This window comes from Sulfuricurvum sp. MLSB, assembly GCF_000747095.1.
Taxonomy (GTDB): Bacteria; Campylobacterota; Campylobacteria; order Campylobacterales; family Sulfurimonadaceae; genus Sulfuricurvum.
Genome location: NZ_JQGL01000024.1, coordinates 1 through 17030 on the forward strand (window position 1 = coordinate 1; position 17030 = coordinate 17030).

Sequence of the window (17030 nt, forward strand, 5' to 3'; positions counted from 1 at the left end):
CTGAGTACGACAACCAGCCGTCCGATCCCTTCCATGCTCGGCGACGCCTACCGGATTGTTGAAGACGATGAGCGTATTTTGATCAAAGCCGCCGGAGCGTGGCAAAGTATCATCGGATGGAACCGACTGCGCGCCTTGTACGATGATACGACGGGAGACGGCATCGACCGGTTTTCGGACAAAGAACTCGAAACGATCGGATGGCATGCAACGGAGTTCAACATCTCCTACCGCGAAATCGTCGAGCAGTTCGAAGAAAAATGCGAAGGAGTGTTACTCTGTATCGAGCAGGAAGAACCGTATCAGTTCAGCGGTATGGGATTCGTATTTGACATCGACAGTGCCCGGAATATCGGATTTGAGTATTGCGCGGCAACAGTCAAGGACAAATTGGAGAATGATGAGGATTTCGCCACGCTAAGCGACGATGAAGAGGAAGCGGCACTATATTTTAAGATACCGCTCTAAAATAATCTTCGCCGAGAGCGAATCGATACGCCCGTCGCGCTTGTAGCGGATTTCCCCCCGCATCAGCGCTTCGGCTTCTTGCGAACTGTTGGCTTCGTCCTGATACGCGATCTCTCCGGCAAAATCGACCAGATTCATAAAGTGCGCTACCCGTCGGCGCATCTCATCCTCGCTCGTGCTTCCCATCGGAATGCCGATCACAACCGTTTGCGTTTCGTATTCATTCAATACTTTTTTGACATCATTGGCGGCTTGATTGCGGTTTTTCCGCTCGATGGCCGGAAGCGGCGTTACTATGCCGTTGCCGTAGCTGAGCGCCAGCCCGATGCGCTTCAGCCCCAGATCGATCGCGATAATAGCCCCCATCATTTCCCCAGACAAAACTGCCCGAACATCTTGTCGAACATCTCGTCAAGCTCATACGGACGGCTTAGGGAGGCCACGGAGCGGATCGCGCGGTTGATATGAAACGAAAAGAACTCCAATTCGCCCTCATGAAGCGGTTCATGCGCATCGTCGATCGCGGCCAGCGCCTCGGAAACGGCGCTGATCTGACGTTGAGAAATCAGCATCATCTCTTCGCTTTCGTTGTCATGGTCCATGTGAACGGCCAACGCATCCACCAGCAGCTGCGTCTGCTCTTTGCAGCTGAGGCGGATCGGAGCATAGGCTGCGAGAATCTTGGCGTCGAAACGTTCGGTTAAATCGGCTTTGTTGAGTACGCAGATAAACGGCTTCTCCTCGCGGTGCCGCTCGATCAAATCGATAATGGCACGGTCTTCATCGTCGATCACACGGCTTGAATCGAACAAGGATATGACGATATCGGCATTTTCGATAGCGGCGATGGAGCGTTCGATCCCGATCTTTTCGATCTCGTCTCCGGCAGCTCGGATTCCTGCCGTATCGACAAGACGGATCAGGTGGGTACCGATGCGCACCTGCTCCTCGATCGTATCACGGGTTGTTCCGGCAATGTCGCTGACAATCGCCCGTTCGTAATCGAGCAGTGCGTTGAGCAGCGAACTTTTCCCCACGTTGGGTTTGCCGATGATCGCGACGCGATACCCTTGCATCAGTCCGCTGCGGCGACGGCTGGCTTCGAGCGTGCACGAAAGGTCCGTTTTAATCCGAGCGAGTTTGGCAACGATCTGATCGACAACATCTTCGGGAAGGTCCTCTTCGGCGTAATCGATCACGACCTCCGAATAGGCCAAAATTTCCAGCAACGAATCGCGAATCGTTTCGACGTATCCTCGCAGTTCCCCTTTCATCTGGCGTGCCAGAATCCGCGCGGCATCGTCGCTTTTGGCTTCGATCAGCGAGGCGATCGCTTCGGCCTGCGTCAGATCCAGCCGTCCGTTCAAAAATGCCCGCTTGCTGAATTCGCCCGGCTCTGCCAACCGTGCACCCGCGACCAGAGCGCTTCGCAAAATTTTCTCCGCGACAATAAGTCCGCCGTGGCATTGGAACTCTACAACCTCTTCCCCGGTAAAACTGCGGGGAGCCTGAAAATAAATAAGGATCGCTTCGTCAATCAGGCTGCCGGACGCTTCATATAAGGGAGAAAGGGTCGCGTACCGGGGCAAAAGAGTATCTCGACGGGAAAGTGTGAGGGCGATGGCGAGGGCCTTTTCGCCGCTAAGACGGATAATAGCGATGGAGCCCACACCGTGGGCGGTGGCGATCGCAGCAATAGTCTCGTTCATCAATATTCGTGGTAACTGTTTATGACGATGAACTTGCCGCCATCACGCGTTGAGCGGATAGCAACGTAGCGATCCGGGTAACGTTCGCGCAGCTGTTTGAGGGCAATCTGCACGAGAACGCCGTCAAGCACTTTTGTCTGGGCCCGCCCTTCATGGTCGATCATGTCGCAGACTCCCACGAGATAACGGGCGATCGATTCTTCCTGATTTTTCAAAAATTCGGCGATCTCCAGACGCAATTGCATTCCGTACACCGCATTGATCCAGTTGAAAAGCATATAAGAGAGCGCTTTGTAGCGATACCCCTCTTTGCCGATCATGAGTGCCGCATCGGGACCGGTAAATTCGATCAGAAGGGTATTCTCATCGTATACGCTGACCTGCACGTCATCGATATCGAAACAGATATCCCTGAACAGCTCGTTGATCTGGATTTTGACTTCATCGGCACACTCCTGCGCTGAAAGCTGATCGTAGTACCCTTCTTCGCCGAAATCGTCTTCCTGTTCGTAAAACTTTTCATCCAAAACGACCTCTTCAGGTTCCAAAGCAGGCTCATACACGGATTCGGAAGATTCTTTCGAGAAGGTTTCGGGTGAGGAAGAGAGGGGGGAAGTGGCGGATGGGGTCGATTGGGGAAGATTGGCAACAATGATCGCCGATTTTTTGAACATCCCCAGAATCCCTTTGGAAGGGAAACGGATGATCTCAACCTGCAATGCGGTGACGGAGCATCCGAACTCCGAAGCCGCCTTGGCATAGGCTAGTTCAAGTGTCGGCGCTTCAATCTTTTTCATGATGTTTTTCCGCAAGATGGGCATCATGACGAACCGCACGCGCCGCTTCAAACTGTTTGTTGACCAAATACTGCTGCGCGATCGAGAAGATATTGTTCACGAACCAATACAGTACAAGCCCTGCGGGGAAGGTAAAGAAAAAGAACGTAAAAATAAGCGGCAGGAATTTAAAGATTTTTTCCTGCAGCGGATCGGTAAAGTTGCTCGGCGTAATTTTCTGCTGATAGTACATCGTCGCACCCATCAGGATCGGGAGGATGTAATACGGGTCCATTCTTGAGAGGTCGGTAACCCACAGCATCCACGGAGCCCCCTGCAATTCTACGGCGTTAAGCAATACGCGGTAAATCGCAAAGAAGACCGGAATCTGAAGCAATAACGGCAAACATCCGCCCAGCGGGTTGGCACCGTGCTTTTTATACATTTCCATCACGGCCGCGTTCATGCGCGCAGGATCGCCTTTGTATTTTTCCTGTACCTCTTTGATGCGCGGAGCGATCTCTTTGATCTTCTGCATCGATACCATTCCTTTGTGCGTCAAAGGATAGAGGAAGATACGGATGATGATGGTCAACGCGATGATCGCCCATCCCCAGTTTCCGAAAATGCCGTGAAGCCACATCAACACTTTGAAAATCGGCGTAGCGACAAACGTAAACCATCCGAATTCGATCGCATTGACCAAAACCGGGTCGATGGCCTGAAGGGTTTTGTACTCTTTCGGACCGATATACCCGTTGAACGTGAAGTTGGTGTTCCCTTCCAGATAGGTGACAGGGTTGTTATTGACATCGCGTTCGACGGTTACCTGAGTCGATTTGTCAAATCCGTACATGATCGTCGCATAATACTGATCAAACGCGGAAGCAAGGTGAACGTCGCTGAAAATCGCTCTGCCTTCCACATCGCCGTCTTCAAAAATAGTCGTCAGGTTGTCGCCCGAATAGATCATTCCTCCGACGACCGTCATGATCTGCTCGATGATCTGCGGGTGTTGCCCCAGATAAACGAAGTAGCGTTTTTCATTTGAAAGCGCGATTTTCGCATCGTAATGGCCGTCGCTGTAAAATGTCAGCGTTTTCGTTACCGTCACGCCCGGCAAGTTTTGAGTCAAAACGACGGCCGATTTGCCGTTTTCTCCCAAAGTCATGCTGTTGACATTGGCGGTGTAAGGCGTTTTTGCCGCAATCTCGTTCAGCGCTTCGTCGGCGAAACGGATGTAAAGCGGTTTAGCACCGACGGCAGACACCAGCTCGGAAAGTTTTCCGTCTTGGTTGTTGTGCTTTTGATTGCTCAGCACCACGGACGCGATACGTCCGAGCGTATCGATTTTAAGAGTGAATTCCTTGGCCGATACGGTCGTAAGTGTATCGGTCGTCGTAGTCGAAACAGTCGATGAGGCATTGTTCTCGGTTACCGCAGCGGTTTGTGTTACGGTATTTTGAACGGCGACAGCTTCTTTTGAAACCGCGGTGGCATTCTTTTCGGTATTCGGAGTTTCAGGGGGAAATACGGTCGTGTAACCGATAAAAAACAAAAACGATAATGCAACGGCAACGAGGAGCCGCTGGTTCGGGGTAAACTTTTCTAGCACTTGGACCCTTTAAACTTAAAATTTTTGATCAGAAAATAATTCTGTTGATATGGAACAAACCAGTATTTTATCGTATTTATGGAGAGTTCTGAGGGCTTTATCGCCGGTTTGCGGATAATCGGATAATCAATGCCGCCGCGAAAAAGTTGATTGCATCGGACGATGCGCAAAAATGTTGAACCGAAAGCACGGGGAAGAGTGTTGCACTCGAACTGCCATAACGCGTATTCCGAGCATGAGGGATAATGGCGGCACGAACCTCGTGTCACCAGAGAGAAGGAGTGCCGGTAGAGCCAAAGAAGTTTAAGAAAGAAGCTTCTTATTATCATCTGTCCCACACAAAGCACCTGTCCGTTTCAAAACATAGTTGCAGTCACGCCGCACACTCTCATATGGGGCCTCAAACAAAGCACCCTTGGCGACGAAGACGTACCATCCGTCCTGTACATCGGCTGAAAATTCGGCGAAAAGGGCACGAAGGCGTCTTTTGCACCGGTTTCTCACGACTGCGTTACCGACTTTTTTACTGGCGGTATATCCGACTTTTTTTTCTCCCTTAAGCGGGAGATAAAACAGCGCTATCGAAGTGCTGTGAGCACTTTTTCCGCGCTGATAGACTCGCTGAAACTCGCTGTGGAGTTTAAGCATCGAAAAGCCGTTTACACAGCCAATCGTTTTCTACCTTTTGCACGACGAGCGTTCAATACACGGCGGCCATTTTTTGTCGCCATACGAGCACGGAAACCATGTGTACGTTTACGTGGCGTATTATGCGGTTGGTATGTTCTTTTCATAACCATTCCCTTTAGAAAATTTTAGCACGCAATAATAGGGCAATCTTACTTAAAGATCGATTAAGTTTCACAAAAGCTTCTTGAAACCGGGATTCTCACGGTTTCAAAAATTCCCGCAAGGTGGGCATTACCGTCTGCCCCTGAGGCGCCGTGTCGAGTTGAATCGCCGTTTTAAGCTTCATATGGCAGTCGCGGCATTCACGGATCACGGCGTGTTCGGCGACCCGAACCCCTTCGATTTTGGCGATCGGATGGCAGGCGAAACAGTCGCTACCGCATTCGGCCATTTTGGAAGGGTTGGCGCTGTGGCATTTGATACAGGTCGTCATCGGCTTGTGGCGATGGTCGCTATCGATGTTTTTTAAAAGAGCGGGATGACAGCTCATGCAGTCCCCCGTGCACGCCCATGCCGACACCGACAATACAAAGAAGAGCGCAATCGTTTTCATGGCGCCATTATGACACAGCAACGGTAATCTCGTCCTCTTTTGCATCAAAAGCCACGGAAGAACCTTCATCAACCTCTCCGCCGAGGATCAGGTCGGCCAGTCGGTCTTCGACGATCTCGTACAATGCCCGCTTGAGAGGTCGCGCCCCGTAGACCGGATCGAATCCCGCCTGCGCGATAAGGCGTTTGGCGTCGTCACTCAGCGTCAGAGTGATGTCGCGTTCTTCGACCTTCGCCGCGATCTCTTTGAAGAAAAGATCGACGATGCTCAAAATCTGCGCTTCGCCCAGCGGATTGAAGACGACGACGTCGTCGAGGCGGTTCAAAAATTCGGGCTTGAAATGGCGTTTTAGTTCGTCTAGCACCAGTCCTTCGAGTTTCTCGTCCCCGTGATGCGCCATGATCTTATCGCTGGCGATGTTAGAGGTGAGGATAATGATCGTGTTGGTGAAATCGACGACGACCCCTTTGTTGTCGGTCAATCGCCCGTCATCGAGCACCTGCAACAAAACGTTAAAGACATCGGGATGCGCTTTTTCGACCTCATCGAACAAAATAACGCTGTAGGGCTTGCGGCGGACCGCTTCGGTGAGCTGTCCCCCCTCTTCGAATCCGACATACCCCGGAGGCGCTCCGACGAGGCGTGATACGGCATGTTTTTCCATGTATTCGGACATGTCGATGCGGATCATCGATTCGCTGCTGTCGAACAAAAACTTCGCCAGTGTCTTAGCCGTCTGCGTTTTCCCGACTCCGGTAGGCCCGAGGAACAAAAACGATCCGATCGGACGGCTTTTGTCCGAAAGCCCCGCTTTGTTACGTTTGATTGCGCGAGCCACGGCATGAGTCGCTTTCTCCTGTCCGACGACTTCGAGATTCAGCTCCTCCTCGATGTGAAGAATTTTCTCTTTTTCGCTCTGGAGCATCTTGGTGACCGGGATCTTCGTCCAGCGACTCACGACACCTGCGATCGAGGCTTCATCGACGCTGTTTTTAAGGAGCGTCCCGGCACGCTGCATCTCTTTCCATCGCTCTTGAAGGGCTTTTTCCTCATCGAAGAGTTTGGGGATCTGGCCGTATTCGATCTCGGCGGCTTTGTTGAAATCGGCTGATTGTTTCGCCGTTTCCGCTTCGCGCCGTTTGGCGTCGATCTCGGCTTTGATTTTAGAGATTTTCTCAAACACCTCTTTTTCATGGGCGAACTGCGCTTCCAGATTTCGGCGCTCTTCACTCACGTCGGCAAGCTCTTTTTCGATCTCTTCAAGCCGCTTGGTGTTGGCGACGGATTCTTCCATCTTCAGCGCTTCTTTTTCGACTTGCAGCGTTGTTTGCTGACGCTTGACTCCCGCCAGTGCGTTCGGTTCCGATTCGATCTGCATCTTGAGCTCGGCAGAGGCTTCGTCGATCAGATCGATTGCTTTGTCCGGGAGAAAACGGTCGTTAATGTAGCGTTCTGAGAGCTTGGCCGCCGCAACGAGCGCGGCATCGGTGATCGTGACGCTGTGATGCGCTTCAAGACGCTCTTTAAGCCCCCGCAAGATTTGCAAAGACTGGTTGACGCTCGGCTCTTCCACGTGCACCGGTTGGAACCGGCGCTGCAATGCTGCGTCTTTTTCGAAATATTTGCGATACTCTTTAAGGGTGGTAGCCCCGATCGTATGCAATTCTCCACGTGCCAATGCGGGCTTGAGGATATTCGCCGCATCCATAGACCCCTCAGACGCTCCCGCTCCGACGATGGTATGAATCTCGTCGATGAAGAGAATGATGTTCGCGCTTTTTTTCACCTCATCAATGACCGCTTTAAGACGGTCTTCGAATTCGCCGCGGTACTTGGCCCCAGCGATCAGGGCGCTCATATCCAGTGCAATGACCTTTTTGTTTTGGAGGCTCAGCGGCACTTCTTTGTTCACGATCCGCTGCGCCAACCCTTCGACAAGCGCCGTTTTACCAACCCCCGGCTCACCGAGGAGAATCGGATTGTTTTTTGTTTTGCGAATCAAGATCTGCATCATTCGGCTGATCTCCTCGTCCCGTCCGATCACGGGAGAGAGTTTCCCCTCTACCGCTTCGCGGGTGAGGTCGATCCCGTATTTGGCAAGAGATTCGAGATTTTCATCCGCGGTTTGCGATTCGATCTTTTGCCCCGCGCGGGACGCTTCGAACGTCTTGGCCAACTCGCGCAAATCGATGTATTTTCCCAAAATCGATTGGAACGGGTCATTTTGGAGATTGGCTACGATATACGTATCGATGGCCAAAAAAGTATCGCCGTTTTTTGCCATCTCGCCGGCACTGACCTCGAGCGAATGGGCAAAATTGCGAGAGAGGCGGATCGACTCTTTAGTCACGTGCGAAGCGCTTGGTAGCTTATTCGCCGTGCTTTTGACATCGAGTTCGATAGCTGTTTTGTCGATGCTCATTTTGTTCAGCATCTGGTTAAGAGGGGAGTTGCTGTTAGCCAGCAGCGCCCACAAAAAATGGATCGGTTCGACTTCGCTGTTTTTATTGTGCAATGCCAACGAGATCGACGATTCGATCATCTCGGTCATTTGATGGGTTAGTTTTTCAAAAATATTCTGCATTGTAAAAATCCTTTAGTTGAGTTAGGGAAATTATAATACTTTGAGTCTAATGTTGTCAAGTCTATTAAATCAATGCGCTTATAGTATCACTGCAGATACCAGTCCGATGGCTCCGCCGAATACGCCGCCCCAGACTACGAGCCAGCCCAAATGCTCTTTCATCAGCGTATGGAGCATCTCTTTGACCATCATCGGCGTCAGCTCTGCCAGTCGCGCTTCCACGATCGATTCGATCGATTTCGCCAGATCGGGGCTCCCCGCATGCAGATGTTTGTTCAAGGCATTCAAAAACGATTCGCTTTGGGATATCTCAATGGTCGATGCTTTGATCCTTTTGACAAACGGCTCTTTGAGCTTGTCGATCACGACATCGCCTCCGAACATTCCCAGCATCGATCCCAAAGGCGAATCCATGACACTGCGGACCAGAGCATTATACGCAGGGGTGAAATCGGTCTGCTCGATGATCGGGGTCAGGTCGATAGAGCGCTCGTTCGAGCGGACAAACGATTCGATCTTGTCGGGGGTAAAAAACTGTTCCATGATCAATGTTTTGATCGCGTTGCGGATCGATTCGAACCGATCGAGTATGATGCCCGACCCGTAAAGAAACGGCACTTTTTCAAACAGCATGTGAATTGCGAGCTGGTTCGTGAGCGCACCCGAGAGGGCAAATAACCCCGCCATCCACAGCGCTTCGCCCATCGTCCCTTCTATCATATACGAGAATCCCGTTACTCCGAGCGCTACGGCATTGGTCAACCATCCTTTATCCATCTGTCAAACTCCTGTCATTAATACGATAATTATACAAAAATAGCTAAAGTTCGGGAAAAAAGAGAGCCAAGATGATTTACCGCACGATACACTCATTGCTCCAAACCCACGATACCGGCACCATTGAAGGGGCAATCAACGCTGCCTTGGAACGCAGCGACGAAGCCCCGATATGGAAACAAAAAACCCTTCCCTACGTTCAGGCCATACTCAGCGTCCTGATCCCGTTGCGGGACCAAAAGCTGCTGTTCGATCCCGAAGGAAACGCGCACGACATCCTTACACCCGAGCTTTTTTTACGCTGGTGCGATCTGCTCAGCCTCAAGACGCTCGCATTTACGTTAGCCAAAAGCAACGAAAAAGGGGCGCTGGTACGGACCAAAATTGCTCCGGAGCGAGCCACGGGCTATCTCCCCGTCGATTTGGAAATCCTGGGAAAATATCTCAGCGGCTGCAGCGTCAATCTTGACGATGAATGGGTCGATTTTCCGATTACCAACTATAATCTTCACATCGGAATCACGTCGCTGATCGCCAAAATACTCAAAGAGGAACACTAATGCAAGAGATTCAACCGCTAAAAGTGAACAGCTATCTCGCACACGAAGAGATCAAATCGACTCTTGAAAACGTCGAGTTCATCATCATGGCCGCCCCTTCCATGATGGCCCCTCCTGCGCTGCCGATCCATTTTACGATCATTCTCAATACCTCCGATCCCATCCCCGAAGAGATCAAACCCCACATCGTCGAGAAGTTCTGCCGCGAACACGGCATTACCTCCACGAGCGATCTGATCTTCGAAGCCGGACGCATCGCGTTTGCAATGACGGCGCAGGAGACGCCGATGCCGCGCCACCTGATCGATCCGGCCGAAGCGAATACGATTCCGTGGGTTTCGTTGCAGATTATTGATTTTTTAGGGGATGCGGAAAGGTTTAAAGAGGCCAAAGACGGCCTCAGCGGATGGAGCTATAGCCACAATTAGCGGCTGCACATCTCTTCTATTTCTTCCACACTCTTGGCTATCATCGCCGATAAATTCTCGCAACCGTCATCGGTGACGAGAATGTCGTCTTCGATACGGATGCCGATTCCGCGGTATTTTTCCTCCACCGATTCGTCATCGACACGGAAATAAAGCCCCGGCTCGATCGTCATCACCATCCCCGCTTCAAAAGCCAACGCCTCCCCCGCTTCATCCACATACGGACACGGATCGTGTACATCCAATCCCATCCAATGCCCGATACCGTGCGGAGAATATTTTTTATGCTCTTTGGCTTCCATCAACGCATCGCGTTCACCGCTTAAAACCCCCAAATTTATCAACGCATCGCACAGCAGTTCTTCGCTGTAGGTTTGGAGCCAATCGCGTTTAACCCCCGGCTTGATCGCCTCGATAACGCGAAGCTGTACCTCCAATACCGCATTATAGACCTCACGCTGTGCCTCGCTGAACCTTCCATTGATCGGAAAGGTGCGGGTGATGTCGCTCGCATAGAGTTCTACCTCACACGCGGCATCAATCAATACGAGTTCCCCATCTCGAAGTTCATCGCGGTTATCAACATAGTGCAGAGTATTGGCATTGTTACCTCCGGCTACAATCGTTCCGTAGGCTTCGGTATGTCCGCCGCCGTTAACGAAAACATACGCCATTTCCGCCTGCAGCTGATACTCCTTCATCCCCACGCGAGAGCGTTTCATGGCGATATGATGGGCATCTGCCGTCAATGCGACGGCTCTGCGGATCGTTTCGATCTCTTCAGGAGCTTTAACGAGACGCATGGAGCGGATCAGATGGGTAATATCGCGAAAAGAGCGGATATGACGTTTGACACCGCGTGTTTCGCGCAGTAATCTGGCTGCCAACTTGGCTTCGCTCAACGCTTCTGAATCGTCAAAGAGATCGATATAGAGATTCACATGTTCACGCAAAAGATCTTTGATTTGATCCGGGAAGTCTTTAATGTTACGGACGTCGTCGACATCAAAACGCTCTTTGGCTTTCTCGATGCCGTGTCGCGCACCGTTCCAAAGCGCGTATTGTTCATCATTCGCTTCCACATACAGTATCGTTTTCGTCTCGTTGTGCGTTTTAATCAAAACCAATAACGAATTGCTTTCATCAAAGCCGGTAAGATAGTAAAAATCGCTATTTTGGCGGTAGGGATGTTCGGTATCGTTCGATCGCAGCGCAGGTATCGCTGCGGTAACGATTGCGACACCTTCTTCCATCAGGTCGAGAAGTTTAGTGCGGCGGTTAAAAAAGTGTGTCTCATTCATGGCGCTATTGTGCCATAAAAGGTTAAAAATTCCGTTCCAAAAGCTTGTCGACTTTGAGAATCGTGATGATCCGGTCGGCCTGTTTGCCCACGCCGTCAATCAGGCTTTCCTCTTCCGAGATCGTTTCGGGAGCAGGCCCCACGTCGCGTTTGGGAAGGCGGATCGCTTCGGTCAGGCGGTCGATCACAAATCCCGCCACGTCATCGCCGTTTTTCATGACGATAAAACGGGTCTCTTCGGTGTGCTTGATCATCTCCAAGCCGAAACGGGACCGCAGGTCGATCAGCGGAATGACCGAACCGCGTAGATTGAATACCCCAAGGATGTACGCGGGCGTTTGCGGAACGCGGGTCCATGAAATCGGTTTGATGATCTCCTGGATGCTCAAAATGGGTACCGAAAACTCTTCGTCACCCACGATGAAACCGACCAGTTGAATCACTTCATCGATTTTGATGTCGTCTCCGGCGAGGGTTTTGTGCTGTTTGTTGATGATTTGTTGGAGTTTTTCGCTCATGGTTATAGCCCCTCGTTAAACTTGATATTACGTTTGACAACATTCATCAGGTATTCAGGAGAATACGGTTTGGTGATGTATTCGATCATTCCCGATTCGACTCCGCGCATCCGGTCGGCTTTGCCCGAACGCGACGTGACGGCGATCAACGGAAGGTTTTTATATTTGTTGTATTTTTTGATCTCGCTGGCGAGGGTGTATCCGTCCATCCGAGGCATCTCGATGTCGATCAGCATACCGTCGAACGAATGGTCACCCTGTTTGAGGACGTTCAACGCTTCGACGCCGTCGACGGCTTCGACCAGTGTGATGCCCATCGGTTCAAGCGCTTTACGCATGATCGTACGGTCCGTTTTCGAATCGTCTACGATCATCACGCAATAATCGCTCGGAGACGTTTTGGCACCGGAACGCCCTTTCGCGTCGGACGATTCGTTTCCGACGGTCGATTTGACCGATTTCGCCATCTGCATCAATGCCGCGACATCGACGATCAGCGTTACGCCGCCGTCTCCGCGAATCGTCGCACCGGCGATCCCTTCGATCCCCTTGAGGTATTCGCCAAGGGATTTGATAACGATCTCTTCCTGACCGACGAGCGAATCGACGATAAGACCGATTTTGCTCTCCGCCAGTCCGAGAACCACGACATACGCGTGTTCGCTGTTGTCAAATACCCGCTCGACTTCAAAGATGTCGCCGATGTGGACGAGTGAGAGGACTTCGTCACGCAGCCGCATGACCGAGCGGCTCTCGACGGTGTAAATCTCGTCTTTGCTGATACGGACGGTTTCAAGAACCGATGCCAACGGAATCGCGTAATACTCTTCCTGCACTCCGACCAGCAACGCCTGGATAATCGCAAGCGTAAGAGGGATTTTGAGTTTCATCGACGTACCCTGACCCACTTCGGAGTCGATGTCGATCATGCCGTTGAGCTTTTCGATGTTCGTTTTGACAACGTCCATTCCGACGCCGCGTCCCGATACGCTGGTGACCTGTGCCGCCGTTGAAAAGCCGGGGCGGAAAATGAGGCCGTACGCCTCTTTGTCGCTCATTCCATCGGCTTCTTTTTCGGTGATGATCCCTTTTTCGACCGATTTTGCTTTCAACATATCAGGATCAAGTCCTTTACCGTCATCGATAATCTGGATGACGATGTGGTTACCTTCATGATAGGCTTTGAGCTGAATCGTACCGGTTTCGTTTTTCCCGCCGGCCAAACGTGTTTCAGGCGTTTCGATACCGTGGTCGCACGAGTTTCGGATGATGTGAACAAGCGGATCGCCGATCTCCTCGACGATCGATTTGTCCAGTTCTGTCTCTTCCCCGGTGATCTCCAGTTCGATCTTCTTGTTAAGTTCGCGCGAAAGGTCACGGATCATTCGAGGGAATTTATTGAACACTTTACCGATCGGAAGCATCCGCGTCTTCATAACGGCGATCTGTAGATCGGTCGTCACCAAGGAGACGATGGAGACGACCTGATTGAGTTCTTCGAGGAATGCTTCCCCTTCGTAGCGCTCTTCAACGTCATCATTGATCTTGATAAGGCGGTTTTTCCCGAGTACGAGTTCCCCGATAAGATTCATCAGGTGGTCAAGACGTTTGACATCGACGCGGATCGTCTGTTCTACCGAACCGCCGCCGCGGTTTTCGCCATCTTCTTTGTTTTCGGCGCGGCGCGGAGCCGGTGCAGCAGGAGCCGCTTTGGGTGCAGGTGCGGCTTTCGGTTGTGCGGCCGGAGCCGGTGCAGCTGCAGCCGCAGGCGCTGCCGGCTCCAGCTCGGTTCCTGAAGCTTTTTGCGCCCGTTTGGCGGCATCTTCGGCTTGTCGCACGGCGATCAGACGCTCGATCTCCGCTTCGACTTCCGCGTCGCTCATCCCCGAATAATCGGGCTCTTCTTCACTTTCCGCAGGAGCCGGATTCTTCGCGGCCCGTTTGGCGGCATCTTCGGCTTGTCGCACGGCGATGAGGCGTTCGATCTCCGCTTCGACTTCCGCTTCACTCATCCCCGAATAATCGGGCTCTTCTTCCGCCGGCGCCGCGGCTACCGGCTCTTCCGCAACGGGTGCCGCAGCGGCGATCGGGGTTCCGCTGGCAGCCGCATCAAGACGGACAACGCACGCGCTGACATCAAGCCCGCCGTCGACGCCCGTATCGCGAATACGAACCAACAGCGCTTTCATAAGATCGATCGATTCGAGAATGATGTCCATCACGTCCGCATCGATAACCAGATCACCGTGTCGTGCAAGGTTAAGGATATTTTCCATGTGGTGCGTCAAATGGGTCAATACGTCAAAGTTCAAAAATGAACTGGCCCCTTTGATCGTATGGGCTACCCGGAAAATGCGGTTGAGCAAATCCAGGTCGTCAGGCCGCGATTCGAGTTCGACAAGGTCCTGATCCAACTGTTCGATCAATTCGAACGATTCGACCAAAAAGTCCTGTAATATCTCTTGAAATTCATCCATACCATACACCCCTATTCAATATGTGCGCGCACGACGCGGGCTACTTCATCGTAAAATAAATTGGAATCGAATTTGACCAGATAGGCTTCGCCTCCCGCCTCTTTTCCGCGACTCTCGCTGAAATGATCGCTGATGGAGGAGTTGAAAACGACCGGTATCATTTTAAAACGGCTGTCTGATTTGACCTTGGCCGCGAAATGGAACCCGTCCATCAGCGGCATCTCGATGTCCGAAGCGATCAGTCGGAGTTTCGAGGCAAGAGCGTCGCCGTGTTTTTCATACATGTCTTCCAAAATTCGGATCCCCTGCTCACCGTCGGTCGCTTCGATGACGTCAAATCCCATCTGTTCAAGCGCATCTTTGATAATACGGCGGGCGGTCCCGCTGTCATCCAGCAGCAATACGTAACCCGAAAAGTTGTATTTTCCTTCTTCCAGTTTTCCGCTGGAAGGCTGAAACAGCCCAAGCTCCTGCACAACCCCTTCCAAATCGAGGATCAGCAATACCGCATCGTCTTCGATACGGGTAACTCCCGTAACCTTGGAACCGTCAAGGCCGCCTTGGTTTGAGACGAAAGAGGCAGGCTCGATGTCTTTCCAGTTGATGCGGCGGATCCGTTTGGCTTCGTGAACGACAAAACCGATCAAAATGTTGTTGAACTCGGCGATAATGACCCGCGCATGTTTGTCCATCTCTTCAGACGATTCGACGCCCATCCATTTGGCCAGATTGACCACGGGGATAACGACGCCGCGCAAATCAAAAATTCCTTCGACAAACGGCGGGACTCCCGGCAGTTCGGTCAATTTCGGATATCGGATGATTTCGCGCACCTTGGCGACGTTCACACCGTATATCCCTTCGTATATCGCATCGCCTTCACGCTTGAATATACGAAAATCGACCAGTTCCATCTCGTTCGAGCCGACTTTTAAAATATCTCCTTGTCCCATCATAGGGGCTCCTTGCGAAAAACTGCTTCGTGCAGTAGCGGCTGATTTTGTGAGGATTGTACACTAAAGTATCTTTCGTTACAAGCAAAAGCGGCGAGGTTGACATACTGCAGTTCGGGCAGATCGAAGGTGCGGTTCTGATGAAAATGCCCCTCGATCAACATCTCGGTATCTGCCGTTTTTTGGTGTTTGAGCCGTTTCGAAATCAGCACGTCGAAATGCTCAATCGTTTTGCAATGGTGTTTGCGCTGCATCGCGCGGACGAGCTTTCGGACGATCCAGCCGCCGAGCGCATTGTCGATCATGTGCAGCACTTTCAACACATACGGATTTCGGATAAGCGCCGTATAGGCCTCGTATCCAAACCCCATTGCGCTGTCTCCGTGCGACAAGGCAATCGTTTTTCCCTCAAAAGACGCTATCCACGGCTGTTTGCAGCGGGGAACGACCGTAACCTGCGGAAAAAGCCCGCTCAGCAAAAAATCGTGGTTTCCTTCCAGATAGATGACTTCCATCCGTTTTGAGAGGCGGTTGAGTAATTCTATTCCTTCGGCGTTAAGGGCGTGGGTTGCTTCGATCGGACCGAAAAGAAGATCGAAGACATCCCCCATCAGCACCAGTTGAGACGTTTGGATTTCCCCTTTTTCAAGGGAACGAAGAAAATCGATAAAAGGGGTACGCCACGGGGCGCAGTGGGCATCAGCGATCAAAATCGCTCCGAGGCGGAGAGTATTAGGGGACATACGCGATTGTGGGAATGCCCAGTGTTTCATCCAATCCCATCATGATGTTGGCATTCACGAGCGCCTGTGAGCTTGCTCCGCGCATCAGATTGTCGATGGCGCACATCGCTACCAACGCATTGCCGTGGCGCGCAGCGTAGACATCCGCAAAATTGGTCCCGGATGCCATTTTCGTATGGGGCGGTGTCTGGCGGACTCGGGCAAAAGGCTTGGCGGCATAAAATTCTTCCATCACAGGAAGAGGATCACAGTCGGTTTTCAGCGTCGCATAAACGCAGGCGAGCATTCCCCGCGTCATCGGAACCAGCGAAGGGACAAACGTCACATTGACCTCGGCACCGCAAAACGCCGATGCATGCTGCTCGATCTCTGTTGCATGACGGTGCTTGATAATGTTGTAGCAGTTGATGTTATCATTGACACTGACGTAATGGACACTTGCGCTGGGCGATTTTCCCGCTCCCGACACACCCGTCTTCGAATCAATGAAGATCGGATGGGAGAGGTCGATATGATTTAAAAACGGAGCCAGCGCCAGCAGGGTCGCCGTAACGTGGCATCCTGGGTTAGCGATCAGACGGGCGCCCTGTGCGGCTTTGCCGTGGAGTTCGGGAATCGAATAGACAGCATGGGAGAGGTTGTCAATATCCTCGTGTTCGCAGTAGAACGCTTCGTAGTTCTCCGCGCTTAGGCGATAGTCCGCGGAAAGGTCTACGACTTTCACACCCCGTTCAAGAAGCCCTTTGGCCGTTTGCATTGCCGTTTTATGCGGAAGAGCCAGAAAGACGAGTTCGCATGCGGCCGCCGCACGTTCCAGATCGACCTTTTCAACACCAAGGTCACACACGCCCAAAAGGGCGGGATGCAGCTCGCTCACCG

19 protein-coding genes are annotated in these 17030 nt (G+C 51.9%); 3 read left to right on the plus strand and 16 right to left on the minus strand.

The genetic code is table 11. The annotated features are described in order from the left end of the window. A partial coding sequence (locus JU82_RS03075; protein ID WP_294892067.1) for a hypothetical protein occupies positions 1-468 on the plus strand: 468 nt, incomplete at its 5' end. On the opposite strand, the gene ruvX is transcribed toward JU82_RS03075, so the two are convergent. The 10 genes from ruvX to JU82_RS03115 all read right to left on the minus strand — a co-directional run bounded on the left by ruvX (position 445) and on the right by JU82_RS03115 (position 9172). After that, on the minus strand, positions 445-834 hold the full coding sequence (ruvX, locus tag JU82_RS03080; protein WP_037946345.1) for a Holliday junction resolvase RuvX: 390 nt from the start codon (positions 832-834) through the stop codon (positions 445-447). The two genes, JU82_RS03075 and ruvX, sit on opposite strands and share 24 nt — an antisense overlap. Continuing rightward, positions 834-2183, minus strand: a complete 1350-nt coding sequence (gene mnmE / locus JU82_RS03085) for a tRNA uridine-5-carboxymethylaminomethyl(34) synthesis GTPase MnmE (RefSeq protein ID WP_294892074.1) — start codon at positions 2181-2183, stop codon at positions 834-836. The genes ruvX and mnmE overlap by 1 nt, the downstream gene beginning before the upstream one ends. Further along, complete coding sequence (locus tag JU82_RS03090; protein WP_037946350.1) at positions 2177-2974, minus strand: Jag N-terminal domain-containing protein; 798 nt, start codon at positions 2972-2974, stop codon at positions 2177-2179. The genes mnmE and JU82_RS03090 overlap by 7 nt, the downstream gene beginning before the upstream one ends. Further along, positions 2961-4568: a membrane protein insertase YidC gene (yidC, locus tag JU82_RS03095; protein ID WP_037946353.1), complete on the minus strand. Its 1608-nt coding sequence runs from the start codon at positions 4566-4568 to the stop codon at positions 2961-2963. Before yidC ends, JU82_RS03090 begins: the two co-directional genes overlap by 14 nt. After that, the gene (gene yidD, locus JU82_RS11650) at positions 4562-4897 is read right to left on the minus strand and encodes a membrane protein insertion efficiency factor YidD (RefSeq protein ID WP_294892075.1); all 336 of its coding nucleotides are present in this window, start codon (positions 4895-4897) and stop codon (positions 4562-4564) included. The genes yidC and yidD overlap by 7 nt, the downstream gene beginning before the upstream one ends. Beyond that, the gene (gene rnpA, locus JU82_RS03100) at positions 4872-5216 is read right to left on the minus strand and encodes a ribonuclease P protein component (protein ID WP_037946355.1); all 345 of its coding nucleotides are present in this window, start codon (positions 5214-5216) and stop codon (positions 4872-4874) included. The genes yidD and rnpA overlap by 26 nt, the downstream gene beginning before the upstream one ends. A gap of 11 nt (positions 5217-5227) precedes the next feature. After that, complete coding sequence (gene rpmH, locus JU82_RS11655; protein WP_013459438.1) at positions 5228-5362, minus strand: 50S ribosomal protein L34; 135 nt, start codon at positions 5360-5362, stop codon at positions 5228-5230. A gap of 95 nt (positions 5363-5457) precedes the next feature. Continuing rightward, positions 5458-5811, minus strand: a complete 354-nt coding sequence (locus JU82_RS03105; RefSeq protein ID WP_037946357.1) for a hypothetical protein — start codon at positions 5809-5811, stop codon at positions 5458-5460. Between the two features lie 7 nt (positions 5812-5818). Then, on the minus strand, positions 5819-8395 hold the full coding sequence (locus JU82_RS03110; RefSeq protein ID WP_037946359.1) for an AAA family ATPase: 2577 nt from the start codon (positions 8393-8395) through the stop codon (positions 5819-5821). 78 nt (positions 8396-8473) lie between these two features. Beyond that, positions 8474-9172 carry a hypothetical protein gene (locus tag JU82_RS03115; RefSeq protein WP_037946360.1) on the minus strand — a complete coding sequence of 233 codons (699 nt, stop codon included), beginning with the start codon at positions 9170-9172 and terminating at the stop codon, positions 8474-8476. A 71-nt stretch (positions 9173-9243) separates the two neighbouring features. Here JU82_RS03115 and JU82_RS03120 point away from each other — a divergent pair, with 71 nt between their 5' ends. Both JU82_RS03120 and JU82_RS03125 read left to right on the plus strand, forming a co-directional pair. After that, a complete protein-coding gene (locus tag JU82_RS03120; protein ID WP_037946362.1) occupies positions 9244-9732 on the plus strand; it encodes a hypothetical protein in 489 nt (162 codons plus the stop codon). After that, entirely contained in the window at positions 9732-10160 is a 429-nt protein-coding gene (locus JU82_RS03125; RefSeq protein WP_037946364.1) for a hypothetical protein, read from the plus strand. Before JU82_RS03120 ends, JU82_RS03125 begins: the two co-directional genes overlap by 1 nt. Here the strand turns inward: JU82_RS03125 and JU82_RS03130 are convergent. The 6 genes from JU82_RS03130 to argC all read right to left on the minus strand — a co-directional run. After that, positions 10157-11461, minus strand: a complete 1305-nt coding sequence (locus tag JU82_RS03130) for an aminopeptidase P N-terminal domain-containing protein (RefSeq protein ID WP_037946366.1) — start codon at positions 11459-11461, stop codon at positions 10157-10159. The two genes, JU82_RS03125 and JU82_RS03130, sit on opposite strands and share 4 nt — an antisense overlap. A gap of 22 nt (positions 11462-11483) precedes the next feature. Continuing rightward, the gene (locus JU82_RS03135) at positions 11484-11978 is read right to left on the minus strand and encodes a chemotaxis protein CheW (RefSeq protein WP_037946368.1); all 495 of its coding nucleotides are present in this window, start codon (positions 11976-11978) and stop codon (positions 11484-11486) included. Positions 11979-11980: 2 nt separating this feature from the next. Further along, the gene (locus JU82_RS03140; RefSeq protein ID WP_037946369.1) at positions 11981-14455 is read right to left on the minus strand and encodes a chemotaxis protein CheW; all 2475 of its coding nucleotides are present in this window, start codon (positions 14453-14455) and stop codon (positions 11981-11983) included. A gap of 11 nt (positions 14456-14466) precedes the next feature. Then, positions 14467-15408: a chemotaxis protein gene (locus JU82_RS03145; protein WP_037946408.1), complete on the minus strand. Its 942-nt coding sequence runs from the start codon at positions 15406-15408 to the stop codon at positions 14467-14469. Further along, a complete protein-coding gene (locus JU82_RS03150; RefSeq protein WP_294892068.1) occupies positions 15408-16181 on the minus strand; it encodes a UDP-2,3-diacylglucosamine hydrolase in 774 nt (257 codons plus the stop codon). Before JU82_RS03150 ends, JU82_RS03145 begins: the two co-directional genes overlap by 1 nt. Next, a partial coding sequence (argC, locus tag JU82_RS03155; protein ID WP_037946374.1) for an N-acetyl-gamma-glutamyl-phosphate reductase occupies positions 16141-17030 on the minus strand: 890 nt, incomplete at its 5' end. The genes JU82_RS03150 and argC, both read right to left, overlap by 41 nt.

Bases quoted from the DNA above. Each gene is read 5' to 3' on its own strand.
- rpmH (WP_013459438.1), bottom strand. From the start codon at position 5,362: ATGAAAAGAACATACCAACCGCATAATACGCCACGTAAACGTACACAT.
- ruvX (WP_037946345.1), bottom strand. From the start codon at position 834: ATGGGGGCTATTATCGCGATCGATCTGGGGCTGAAGCGCATCGGGCTG.
- JU82_RS03135 (WP_037946368.1), bottom strand. From the start codon at position 11,978: ATGAGCGAAAAACTCCAACAAATCATCAACAAACAGCACAAAACCCTC.
- JU82_RS03090 (WP_037946350.1), bottom strand. From the start codon at position 2,974: ATGAAAAAGATTGAAGCGCCGACACTTGAACTAGCCTATGCCAAGGCG.
- JU82_RS03150 (WP_294892068.1), bottom strand. From the start codon at position 16,181: ATGAAACACTGGGCATTCCCACAATCGCGTATGTCCCCTAATACTCTC.
- yidD (WP_294892075.1), bottom strand. From the start codon at position 4,897: ATGATAATAAGAAGCTTCTTTCTTAAACTTCTTTGGCTCTACCGGCAC.
- JU82_RS03125 (WP_037946364.1), top strand. From the start codon at position 9,732: ATGCAAGAGATTCAACCGCTAAAAGTGAACAGCTATCTCGCACACGAA.
- JU82_RS03130 (WP_037946366.1), bottom strand. From the start codon at position 11,461: ATGAATGAGACACACTTTTTTAACCGCCGCACTAAACTTCTCGACCTG.
- JU82_RS03110 (WP_037946359.1), bottom strand. From the start codon at position 8,395: ATGCAGAATATTTTTGAAAAACTAACCCATCAAATGACCGAGATGATC.
- JU82_RS03105 (WP_037946357.1), bottom strand. From the start codon at position 5,811: ATGAAAACGATTGCGCTCTTCTTTGTATTGTCGGTGTCGGCATGGGCG.
- JU82_RS03145 (WP_037946408.1), bottom strand. From the start codon at position 15,408: ATGGGACAAGGAGATATTTTAAAAGTCGGCTCGAACGAGATGGAACTG.
- JU82_RS03120 (WP_037946362.1), top strand. From the start codon at position 9,244: ATGATTTACCGCACGATACACTCATTGCTCCAAACCCACGATACCGGC.
- JU82_RS03115 (WP_037946360.1), bottom strand. From the start codon at position 9,172: ATGGATAAAGGATGGTTGACCAATGCCGTAGCGCTCGGAGTAACGGGA.
- rnpA (WP_037946355.1), bottom strand. From the start codon at position 5,216: ATGCTTAAACTCCACAGCGAGTTTCAGCGAGTCTATCAGCGCGGAAAA.
- JU82_RS03140 (WP_037946369.1), bottom strand. From the start codon at position 14,455: ATGGATGAATTTCAAGAGATATTACAGGACTTTTTGGTCGAATCGTTC.